Origin of the sequence: Corynebacterium sp. HMSC076D02, assembly GCF_001813815.1 — a bacterium.
Classification (GTDB): domain Bacteria; phylum Actinomycetota; class Actinomycetes; order Mycobacteriales; family Mycobacteriaceae; genus Corynebacterium; species Corynebacterium simulans.
Genome location: NZ_KV814082.1, coordinates 284,896 through 296,158, shown reverse-complemented (window position 1 = coordinate 296,158; position 11,263 = coordinate 284,896). Strand labels below are relative to the sequence as shown.

7 protein-coding genes are annotated in these 11,263 nt (G+C 62.1%); all 7 read left to right on the top strand.

The window, feature by feature from the left end:
• Positions 1-21 precede the first annotated feature (21 nt).
• On the top strand, positions 22-3,576 hold the full coding sequence (gene smc, locus HMPREF2935_RS11985) for a chromosome segregation protein SMC (RefSeq protein WP_070733365.1): 3,555 nt from the start codon (positions 22-24) through the stop codon (positions 3,574-3,576).
• A 50-nt stretch (positions 3,577-3,626) separates the two neighbouring features.
• Positions 3,627-5,207: a signal recognition particle-docking protein FtsY gene (gene ftsY, locus HMPREF2935_RS11980; RefSeq protein ID WP_070733363.1), complete on the top strand. Its 1,581-nt coding sequence runs from the start codon at positions 3,627-3,629 to the stop codon at positions 5,205-5,207.
• Between the two features lie 272 nt (positions 5,208-5,479).
• On the top strand, positions 5,480-8,458 hold the full coding sequence (locus HMPREF2935_RS11975; protein ID WP_070733360.1) for a DUF4040 family protein: 2,979 nt from the start codon (positions 5,480-5,482) through the stop codon (positions 8,456-8,458).
• The gene (locus HMPREF2935_RS11970) at positions 8,458-8,901 is read left to right on the top strand and encodes a cation:proton antiporter subunit C (RefSeq protein ID WP_061923288.1); all 444 of its coding nucleotides are present in this window, start codon (positions 8,458-8,460) and stop codon (positions 8,899-8,901) included. The genes HMPREF2935_RS11975 and HMPREF2935_RS11970 overlap by 1 nt, the downstream gene beginning before the upstream one ends.
• Positions 8,901-10,442: a monovalent cation/H+ antiporter subunit D family protein gene (locus HMPREF2935_RS11965; protein ID WP_062044051.1), complete on the top strand. Its 1,542-nt coding sequence runs from the start codon at positions 8,901-8,903 to the stop codon at positions 10,440-10,442. Before HMPREF2935_RS11970 ends, HMPREF2935_RS11965 begins: the two co-directional genes overlap by 1 nt.
• On the top strand, positions 10,443-10,973 hold the full coding sequence (locus HMPREF2935_RS11960) for a monovalent cation/H+ antiporter subunit E (protein WP_070518852.1): 531 nt from the start codon (positions 10,443-10,445) through the stop codon (positions 10,971-10,973).
• Positions 10,973-11,263 (top strand): cation:proton antiporter, encoded by a 291-nt coding sequence (locus HMPREF2935_RS11955; protein WP_061923279.1) that lies wholly within the window; start codon positions 10,973-10,975, stop codon positions 11,261-11,263. The genes HMPREF2935_RS11960 and HMPREF2935_RS11955 overlap by 1 nt, the downstream gene beginning before the upstream one ends.

The window sequence follows — 11,263 nt, the reverse complement described above, 5'->3', positions numbered from 1 at the left end:
AGGCTTGCTAAACTTTCACGAATGCACCTGAAATCGCTCACGCTCAAAGGCTTCAAGTCTTTCGCGTCCGCGACGAACCTGAAATTCGAGCCCGGCATCTGCGCCGTGGTTGGTCCGAACGGCTCAGGTAAGTCGAACGTCGTCGACGCGTTGGCGTGGGTCATGGGCGAGGGCAGCGCCAAGACCCTGCGCGGCGGCAAGATGCAGGATGTCATCTTCGCCGGCGCGGGCGACCGCAAGGCGCTAGGCCGCGCCGAGGTAACCCTTACCATCGACAACTCCGATGGCGCGCTGCCCATCGAATACTCCGAGGTTTCTGTCACCCGCCGCATGTTCCGCGACGGCGCCAGCGAGTATGAAATCAACGGCGCCAAAGCGCGCCTTATGGACATCCAGGAGCTGCTTTCTGACTCCGGTATCGGCCGCGAGATGCACATCATCGTCGGTCAGGGCAAGCTCTCCGAAATCCTAGAATCGCGCCCAGAAGATCGCCGCGCCTACATTGAGGAAGCCGCCGGCGTGCTCAAACACCGGCGTCGTAAAGAAAAAGCGCAGCGCAAGCTCACAGGCATGCAGGCCAACTTGGATCGCCTGCAGGATCTCACCGAAGAGCTGGGCAAACAGCTAAAGCCTTTGGCCCGTCAGGCCGAAACCGCCCAGCGCGCGGCCACCGTCCAAGCGGATTTGCGCGATGCCCGCCTGCGCATCGCCGGCGACCAAGTCGTGCAAACCCGCAAGAAGTACGCCGATGCCGAGCAACAGGCTCAGGTGCTCGCCGAGCAGGTGGCGGAAGCTACCGAGCAGCACGAAGAGGCCACCGGCGTCCAATTGGAAATCGAGGCCCAGCTCGAGGAGGTTAATCCGCAGGCCGAGGCCGCGCAGAAGCTGTGGTTCGACCTGTCGACGCTGTCCGAGCGCATCGCTGCCACCCAGCGCATTGCGGAAGAGCGCGCGAAAAACGTCGGCGCACAGGTCGCCTATGCAGGCCAAGACCCAGAAGAGCTCGAGGCCCGTGCCCTGCGCGCGGACGAGGAGCACGCCGAGCTGCTCATGGAGGCCGAAGAGGCCGCCGAGCGTCTGGAGTCCATCCGCGAGGAGGTGGCGCAACGCCGCGCCGTCTTCGAAGAGGCGGAAAAGGAACACATGGCGCAGCTACGCGCGATTGCGGATCGTCGCGAGGGCGTGGTTCGCCTCATCGCCTCCGAGGAAAACCTCGCCGGGCAGGTCTCCGCGGCAGAGGAGGAGCTCGCGCGCCAGGAGGAGACGCTGCAGTCCACCAAGGCGCGCACGCGCACGGCGCAGGCTGAGGCGGACGAAGTTGCCGATAAGTTGGAGGCCTTAAACGCCGAGCGCGAGCCGCTGGAAGAGGCCCACGTGCGGGCCGCGAGTGAGTCAGGGGCGGCCGAAAAACGCCTGGAGCAGCTTCGCGACGGCCAGCGCGAACGCGAACGCGCGGTCTACACGCTGCGTTCGCGCATCGATACTTTGGCGCAGACTGCCCCGGAAAACATCGACTTGGGCGAGGGCTTTAAGCCGCTGGCGCAATACATCACCACCTCCCATGACACGGCCGTTGCGGCGGCGTTGGGCGCGTTCGCGGAGGCGCAAACGGGCGTGGTTACAGAGGATATCGTGGCAGCCTTGAGCACCGCCGCCCGCACCCCGCTGGTGGACACCACTGCCGCGGGTGCCTCCGACTGGCGTCTGGACGCCAACCTGCCCAGCGGTGCGACCTGGCTGCTGGATGAGATGCAGCTTGCACCCGAGGTGCAGGCGGCGCTGACGCGTCTGCTTTCCGACGTCGCGCTGGTTGGCGATCTTGCCCAAGCCCGCGAGCTGGTGCGCGAGGATCCGCGCCTGCGCGCGGTTACCGCCGAGGGCCTGTTGGTGGGCGAGGGCTGGGTCGAAGCCGGTACCGGCGCTTCTTCTACCGTCGAGGTCACCGCGCGCATCGCGGAGGCAGAAGGCCAGCTGGAATCTGCCACGCAGGAGTTGGAAGAGCTTTCCGGCACCCTGGAGGGCGCGAAGATGGCGGCCGAGGAGGCTCGCGTCGCGGCGGCCTCGGCAAAGGCGGCCTTGCGTGAGCACGACACGACCGTGGAAGCCTGGCAGCGCGACCACCAGCGCCTGCTGAAGCAGCACGAGGTCAACAAGGCTGAGCATGAGAAAGCCGCGGCCCGTGCGACCGAGATTGAGGTCAAGCTTGCCGAAGTGCGCGAGCAGCTGGCTGAGACCCGCGAACGCCTCTCGCGCGTCGATGAGGAGGTCGAAGACGGCGAGCCTTCCTCCCACGAGCGCGATGCTGCTTCGGCCGCTTTGGAGCAGGTCAAGGCCATGGAGATGGAGGCCCAGCTCGCGGCGCGCACCGCCCAAGACAAGGTGGGGCAGGCGGCGGGTAAGGGCGACGCGCTGCGTCGCCAAGCGCAGCATGAACGTCAGGCAAAGGCCCGCCATGAGCAGGCGATGGCGCGTCGTAAAGCGCAGGCCGCTTTAGCTCAAGCGGTGGCAGGCCATGCCACGGACCTTGCCGGACGCGCATCCCAGGCCCTGGAGCGCGCCACCGCTGAGCGCGATGAGTTGGTCAATCAGCGAAACGTGTTAGGCGGGCGCTTGCAAGCGGCCAAACAGCAGGTTTCGGCAACACGGCAGAAGCTCGACCGCCTGACGGCGAACGCCAATAATTCCGAAATCGCCCGCTCGCAGGCGCAGGTGCGCGTGGATGAGACCGAAGCGAAGATCGTGGACCAGTTGGGCATTGCGATCCCTGACTTGCTGCGCGATTACACGCCGGGCGAGGACTTCGACCGTAGCGCGGAAAAGGCGCGCCTGAAGCAGGCAGAAAAAGACCTGAACTCCCTTGGCAAGGTCAACCCGCTGGCGCTGGAGGAGTACAAGGCGCTGGAGGAGCGCTATTCCTTCCTGTCTACGCAGCTCGATGACGTTATTCAGGCGCGCAAGGATTTGACGGGCGTGATTGAGGATGTGGATCAACAGATTCTGCAGCTTTTCACCGATGCGTGGAACGACGTGGAGGCGGAGTTCCCGAAGGTCTTCCAGACCCTCTTCCCGGGTGGCGAGGGCCGCCTGATCCTGACGGAGCCGGATGACATGCTGGCCACCGGCATTGAGGTTGAGGCGCGCCCGCCGGGCAAGAAAGTCAAGCGCCTGTCCTTGCTTTCTGGTGGTGAGAAGTCCCTGACCGCCTTGGCGATGCTGGTGGCCATCTTCCGTGCGCGCCCGAGCCCGTTCTACGTGATGGACGAGGTTGAAGCCGCGCTTGATGACGTCAACCTGCGACGCCTCATCGCCCTGTTTGAGGAACTGCGCAAGGATTCGCAGCTTATCGTCATCACGCACCAGAAGCCGACGATGGATGTGGCTAACGTCCTCTACGGCGTGACGATGCGTGGCGATGGCGTCACGCGCGTGATTTCGCAGCGTATGAGCCAGGCTGGCGACGCCCCCGGTTCCGCCGCTGCAGCCGAGGATGCCACACGCCTGGGCGTCGATGCCCCGCGCGGCGCTGCGCTTGGCGACGCCGCCGAGCCCGACGCTGGGCCCGAAACCCAGGGTTAATCCGCAGGGTAGTGGTGCCAGGCTGCACCAAGCCTGGCACTATAGAGGGCATGAATACGACGTTGATGTGGATTCTTATTGCCGTAGCCGTCATCGTGCTGCTGGCGATTGTGCTGGTAGCAGTAGGTAAAAAGCGCGGCGATGCCAAGAAAGTATCGTTCGAAAAGCCGGCCGAGGAAGCTCCCAAGGAGCTGACCCAGGAGCAAAAGTCTGGCAACTACCAGGCCAAGTCCGGGTTCAACTTTGCCCCCGCTGGTGTTGCAACCGGCGCGGCCGCTGCCGGTACCGCTGCCGCAGGAGCTGCAGCTGCGGCTGCCTCCAAGCCGGCGGAGTCTGAGCCTGCCAAGACTGAACCTGAAAAGGCCAAGCCGGTAGCAGATAAAAACCCGGTTGAACAGCCGGCCGTCGAGGAGCCGGTAGAAGAAGAACCGGTTGCTGAGGCGCCGCAGGAGGAAGCGGTCGCGGAAGAGCCGACGGTGGCTGCCGAAAGTACAGACGAAGTCTCGGCAGATGAAGCCCCGGAATCTCCAGCAGAAACTTCTGATGCCGAAGCTGAGGAAGCTGCGGAGGCTGAGGAAGCCGCGGCGGCAGCCGAAGCGCAGACGCAGGGCGCTGAGGCAGCGCTAGAGGCCGAGCCGGAGGAGCTTGAAGTCTCTGAGGACGCTGAGGTTGTCGAGGCGCCGGAGGCGACGGAACCTGATATTGCGCCGGCGGGTGGCCGTTTGGGGCGCCTGCGCGGCCGCCTGTCGCGCTCGCAGAATGCTATTGGACAGGGCCTGATGGGCATCTTGTCCGCGGGTGACCTCGACGAGGAAGCGTGGGAGGAAATCGAAGACACCCTCATCATGGCGGACCTGGGCACCAAGTCCACTATGAAGGTCACGGAGGCGCTGCGCGATAAGTTCGCAGAGCGCGGCGTCGCCAGTGAGGAAGAGGCCCGCGCGATGCTGCGCGAGTGCCTCATAGAGGCCGGCCACCCGGAGATGGACCGTTCCATCAAGGCCATGCCGAACGAGGGCAAGCCTGCTGTCATCATGGTCGTCGGCGTCAACGGCACCGGCAAGACCACCACCACGGGCAAGCTTGCGCGCGTGCTCGTCGCGATGGGTCACAAGGTGTTGTTGGGCGCCGCGGATACCTTCCGTGCAGCCGCAGCGGATCAGCTCGAAACCTGGGGTCGCCGCGTCGGCGCCAGCACGGTCCGCGGCAAGGAGGGGGCTGACCCGGCTTCCGTTGCTTTCGATGCCGTTGCAGCGGGCGTTGACCAAGGCGTAGACGTCGTCCTCGTCGACACCGCCGGCCGCCTGCACACTTCTGTTGACCTGATGGATCAGTTGGGCAAGGTCAAGCGCGTGGTGGAAAAGAAGACTGAGGTGGACGAGGTTCTGCTGGTTCTCGACGCCACCGTTGGCCAGAACGGCCTCACACAGGCCCGCATTTTCCGTGAGGTCGTCGACATCACGGGCGTGGTGCTGACCAAGCTCGATGGTACCGCCAAGGGCGGCATTGTCTTCCAGGTTCAGGAGGAGCTAGGCGTCCCAGTCAAGCTTGTTGGCCTGGGCGAGGGTGCCGATGACCTCGCGCCATTCGAGGTCGAGGGCTTCGTCGACGCCCTGCTCGGGGAGAAGTAGCCTCCTTTTAGCCTCGCGTTTGCCGCCGTGGATTTCTTTCCGCGGCGGCTTTTTTATGTATGGGGTGGTGCTTTCCGGAGCCGCCGCTAGAACGACGCTGGAAAGCGCTGCTTGGAGGTTGTTTTTCTTGCAAAATCGCCGCGCGAGTTGTCGCCTTGAGTACCGAAAAAATGTGCTTTGACGTGGGCCACAATGGTAGTGTGGGAACGTCGTATTTTATGCGCGCTCTAAGTAATAAATCTCTACACAATGGTTTGTGAGGCTAATTTTTCGTGACACTTATTTATGTTGTCCTCCTCGCAGCTTTGGCAGTGGTTCTTGCCCCAGTAACCGTCAAGGTTGCTGATCGCGCCGCCGGCTACCCCCTAGCCGGCATTTTTATTGTGGCGGCAGGTCTTCTTGCCAAAGAATTTGGAACTCTATCGGCGGGCGAAGAGCTGTCTTTCTCGCGCACGTGGGTCGGCGACGTCGTCGGCACCGGCATCGACGTCCACTTCGCTCTGCGTGGCGATGCCTTGGGCGTATTCTTCGCCATGCTGGCTTTGGTCATCGGCGCCGTAGTCTTTACCTACTCGGCCGCCTACCTGCCCAAGGGCAAAGGAAACACCAGCTTCTACCTGCTGATGACGGCATTTACCATGTCGATCCTGCTGCTGGCGCTGGCTAACGACGTTATCCTGCTCTTTTTTGCCTGGGAGCTGGTTTCCCTGGCCTCGTTTATGCTTATCGCGCGTTCGGGCAAGGCGGGCGAGAAGGGCTCGCAGCGCACGCTGATTTTGACCTTTATCGGTGGCCTTACCCTGTTGGCAGGCGTGGCCATCGCGGCGACGGCCGCGGGTACTACCAACCTGGAAAAGATTCTGGCCTCCGGTGTCTGGCACGAGCGCCCAGGGCTTACTGCCGCCGTGGCAGTTCTTATTGCTTTCTCTGCTTTTACCAAGGCCGCGCAGTTTCCGTTCCACTTCTGGCTGCCAGAGGCCATGGCCGCAGCAACGCCGGTCTCTGCCTTCCTGCACGCAGCCGCGGTGGTCAAGGCAGGCGTGTACCTGCTGATTCGTTTCTCCACCATCTTCCACGACGTGGCCGTGTGGAACTGGCTGCTTATCGTCGTCGGTATGGGCACCGCCGTTATGTCCGCGGTCTTTGCGGTGCAAAAGACTGACCTGAAGAAGCTGACCGCTTATTCCACCGTCTCGCACCTGGGCTGGATCGTGGCCACCATCGGCGTCGGCACGCCTTTTGCTATCACCGCCGCCCTGGTACACACGCTGGCGCATGCACTGTTTAAGTCTTCTATCTTCATGCTCATCGGCGTGATTGATCACGAGGCCGGCTCCCGCGATATCCGCCGCCTCGGCGTACTGTGGAACAAGATGCCATGGACCTTCGGCTCCATGGTTATCGGCGCGGCATCGATGGCCGCGGTTCCACCGCTTTTGGGCTTCGTCTCCAAGGAAGGCATGCTCACTGCCTTCGAAGACGCGCCCATCGGTGGGGCAGGGCAGCTGGTGCTGCTGATGGTTGCCGCAATCGGCGCCTTCTTTACCTTCACCTACTCCGCCAAGATCGTCTTCGGCGCCTTCTTCGACGGCCCGCGCAACATGTCCAAGGTCCACGAGGCGCCTGTTCGCCTCTGGCTGCCGGCAGCACTTCCGGGCTTTATGTCTTTGCCGCTGGTCTTCGTGTTGGGCAAGTTCGACAAGCCTTTGGACTTGATGGCAGGTTCCGTGGGAATGGAATCTCACGCCCACCTTTCCCTGTGGCACGGGGTGAACGTTCCACTGGTCATCTCCGTTGCGGTTCTCATCGCGGGCATCGCCGGTATCTTCATTCGCAAGCAGCTGTGGTCCGCATTCGAGGACACCAAGCTGGTTCCGCGCACCGGCAACCAGATTCTGCGTTCTGTCCAAAATGGCGCGGCCGCGATCGGCCGCTTTGTCGGCCGCATGTCCGATACCCATAATCCTTCACGCCTGATGCTGCCCATCGTCTTGCTGCTCATCATTCTGGCTGCGGCAGGCCTTATCAGCGAAGGCGTCGACGGCGTCGCTCTTGCACCACGCGTCGAAGGCCTGGATAACCCATGGGATCTTTTGCCGCTTTCCATCGTCGTGCTGTCCATGTTTGGCCTGGTGCGCACCCGCAACCGCCTGACGGGCGCGGTGATGATCGGCATCGCCGGCACGGGCGTGACCCTGCAGATGTTCCTGCTCGGCGCACCCGACGTCGCGCTGACCCAGTTCACCGTCGAGGCACTGTCTGTCATCGTGATGATGATGGTGCTGCGCTACCTGCCGGAGAAGTTCCACCCAGTGCAAGAGAAATCGCGTAAGACCGGCTCCATCGTGGTAGCTGTCCTCGCCGGCGTGGCCGCCTTCCTCGGTGTCTGGGGCCTGATGGGCCGCCATGAGCGTTCCGATCTTTCTCTGTGGTACCTGGACAACGCTCCGGATATCACCGGCGGCGACAACGTCGTGGCCACCATCATCGTGGAGTTCCGTGCACTCGATACCCTGGGCGAGCTTTCAGTTCTGGGCATGGCCGCCGTGGTGATTGCTTCTGTTACCTCCACGCTGCCGCGCTTCCCATTTACCTCCGGCACGCGCCCGGCTCCGTTCGGCCAGTCGCAGCTAAATTCGGTTCCGCTGCGTAAGGGCATTGCCATCGTTATTCCGATTTTGGTTGTCACCTCCGTCGTGGTCTTCTACCGCGGTCACCAGGCCTCGGGCGGCGGCTTCCCGGCCGCGCTGATTATGGGCGCAGCCATCGGCCTGACCTACCTGTCCCGCGGCTCTGATGAGATTGTCTTCGGCCGTATGACCCCGATTCACCTCACGGGCATCGGCATCATCGTGGCGCTGACTGCAGGCTTTATCGGTTACATCCCGCACCACGGCGAGCCGGGCGGCTTCCTGACCGCCATCCACGGCCACGCCTTGGGCCAGCACTGGACCACGTCGCTGATTTTCGACCTCGGTATTTATCTCGCGGTTCTGGGCATGCTGACCATGGCCATCAACGCCCTCGGCGGTTATCTGCGCCCGGGCACGGAGCGCGACTTCTTGCCATGGGTCCACGACGACGATTCCGCGTTGCCGACGACCCCGCGCGTTGTGCTTGACGACGTCGATGATCCTTACCCCGAGCCCATCAACCCCTCGAGCAATCCGCTGGCTTTGCTCAACAAGTCTGAGGCTCGAACTAAGAAGGACTCGCCGCGCGTGGCACGCCAGAAAGGCGGGGAGAAATAATGATTCTTGCACTAACCATCGCACTGCTTATCGGTTCTGCGGTCTATCTCATCCAGCAGCGTGGCTTGGTCCACATCGTGCTGGGCATGATGGCCTTCGGCCACGGCGCAAACCTGACGCTGCTCGCTACGGGCGTGTACTCCTACCGTGGGGAATCTTTCCCCTCGCAGGTCGCACACGACCAGATGGCGGATCCGCTTCCGCAGGCCTTCGTGCTGACCGCCGTGGTCATTTCCATGGCGACTTCCACGATCTTGCTAACCATGGCGGCTATGGGCGCCAATGATGACACGGACATCGTGGAGCCGGTTGATGACAACACCATTGACCACGCGTTCTCCACGCTGGGTCGTGATTCTAAGAATCGAGAGATTTTGCAGCGTTCTGCCAACAAGATGGATCGTGTGAAGCAGTTGGACCACAGTGAGGGAGGGGAGAAGTAATGGCTGAACTCGTCAGTGCACTGTTGCCGCTATTCCCAGCGGTTCCCCTCGTGGCCGCGGCCTTGGCCCTAATGGCCCCGTGGCGCGGCGTGCGTGATTCCATCATGCTGATTATCCCGGGCATCGGAATCTTTGCTGGTTTCGCACTCTTGCTCTATACCTTGAACAACGGCGTGGTGGCCCACACCGTGGGCGGCTACCCAGGTAACGCGGGTATTGCCTTCGCGGCAGATACCTTCTCCGCGTTGATGATTGTCACGACGATGATCGTCGCATTCGGCGCCAACTGGTTTGCCATCGTGGGCGGCGAGACGAAGTCGCGCTACTACCCATCGTTGACGCTGATTCTCATCACCGGTGTCTGCGGCGCGCTGCTTACCGCAGACCTCTTCAACTTCTTCGTGTTCATCGAGGTCATGCTGCTGCCTTCTTATGGCCTCATCACGATGTCCGGTACCTGGTCGCGCCTCGCGGCCGGCCGTGCCTTCGTTCTGGTTAACCTCTTTGCCTCGACGCTGCTAGTCGTCGGCGTGGGCTATATCTACTCTGTTACCGGCGCGGTCAACCTCGCCGCACTAGAGGGCGCTGCGGCGGGCCACGGCCCAGTGACCGTGGCCTCGGGAATCGTAATCATCGCCATCGCGGCGAAGGCCGGCGTCTTCCCCGTGCAGTCCTGGCTGCCGCGCACCTACCCAGGCACCTCGGCTGCCGTGATGGGCTTATTCTCCGGCCTGCACACCAAGGTTGCGGTCTACATGCTCTACCGCCTGTGGGTCCACCTTTTTGGCATGGACCAGCGCTGGGGCACGCTCATCATCGTGGTCATGATCATCTCGATGCTGATCGGCGCATTTGGTGGCTTGGCCGAAAACTCCATCCGCCGCGTGTTGGGCTATCAGATGCTCAACGGCATGCCTTTCATCTTGGTGATGATGGCCTTTACCACCCACGATCCGCAGCGAGCTCTCGCCGCCGGCATCTTGTACACCATCCACCACATGCTCACGGTGGGCTCGCTCATCCTGGCCTCTGGTGCCATCGAAGAGACCTACGGCACTGGCTTGCTATCTAAGCTTTCGGGCCTGGCACGCCGCGATCCGCTCATCGCCTGGATCTTCGCCGCCGGTGCCTTTTCTGTGGTGGGCTTCCCGCCATTTTCTGGCATGTGGGGCAAGGTCTTGATCGTCATCGAGATCGCCCGCACCGGTGGGGTATGGGCATGGATTGTCATCGCGGTCATCATCATCGCTTCCTTTGCCGCCTTCTTGTCCATGCTGCGCGTGTGGCGCGAGGTTTTCTGGGGCAAGGATCTGCCAAAGCAGAAGGTGCCGAAGGAACTGATCATCCGCAAGAAGCTGATGGCTCCTTCCGCGGCGCTGATCATGGGCTCGCTGACCATGTTCGTCCTGGCAGGCCCGTTCATGGATATCACCCTGCACGCGGCACAGGATCTGCTGGATACTCAGGCTTATACCGAAGCCGTGCTTGGCGACGCCCCCGTTGCCTTGCCAGACATCGACTCCATCCAGGGAGGTCGCTAAATGAAACTTTTCTTCCACTCCTGTGTCTATGGCCTATGGCTGATTAAGGAGATCTTCGTTGCCGGTTTCGGCCTGGCCATGGAGTCTTTCAAGCCGCATAATTCTTACCACCCAGTCATCGTGCGCTACCCGTTGCGCGTGACCGATGCGTGGGAGATCTTCTGGTTTACCTCGTCTATCACCGCAACCCCTGGCACTTTGTCGCTGGGCCTGCGCGAGCCGGTGGCAGAGGGGTTGCCGCGTATCGTGCTCGTCCAGGCGGTCATGGGCGATGACCCGGTAGAAATCATGGAGTCGCTCGCGGACATGGAGGAGCACTTGGCACCGCACGTGAAGGACATCGACTATGGCGTGCCAGGCCAGAGCGATACCAAGGACCTGGATCCGGCCTTCTACGAGTACCCACTCGAGACCCTCGGCCGCCACATGCGTGCGCCGGATATCGCGCAAGAAGAAGACACCCCGTTGCCAGCGGATGAGACGGAGAAGTATTCCGTCTGGCCGCTGCATCCGGAAAGGAAGGGCGAATAATGGTAGATTTCGCGCAGTTTAGCGCTTTCGAATGGGTCATCTTCGTCTGCATATTCGTGATGGGCGGTGCCCTGGCTTCGGCCTTGGTCTTGGCGCTGCGCTCCCGCGACGAGCTGACACGTACCGTCATGTCAGACATGGCCTTCTACGGTATGCTGTGCATGTACATCGCTTGGACCTTTGTTAATCACGCCTCGATTCTCTATGACATCGCCATGCTGGCAGCGATTGCAGCCGGCGTGCTGCCTACGTTGTCGATGGCGCGCATCATTTCGAAGGGACGTCGATAG

Excerpts from the sequence above, each read along its gene's own strand:
- smc (WP_070733365.1), top strand. The coding sequence starts at position 22 with ATGCACCTGAAATCGCTCACGCTCAAAGGCTTCAAGTCTTTCGCGTCC.
- ftsY (WP_070733363.1), top strand. The coding sequence starts at position 3,627 with ATGAATACGACGTTGATGTGGATTCTTATTGCCGTAGCCGTCATCGTG.
- HMPREF2935_RS11970 (WP_061923288.1), top strand. The coding sequence starts at position 8,458 with ATGATTCTTGCACTAACCATCGCACTGCTTATCGGTTCTGCGGTCTAT.
- HMPREF2935_RS11965 (WP_062044051.1), top strand. The coding sequence starts at position 8,901 with ATGGCTGAACTCGTCAGTGCACTGTTGCCGCTATTCCCAGCGGTTCCC.
- HMPREF2935_RS11960 (WP_070518852.1), top strand. The coding sequence starts at position 10,443 with ATGAAACTTTTCTTCCACTCCTGTGTCTATGGCCTATGGCTGATTAAG.
- HMPREF2935_RS11955 (WP_061923279.1), top strand. The coding sequence starts at position 10,973 with ATGGTAGATTTCGCGCAGTTTAGCGCTTTCGAATGGGTCATCTTCGTC.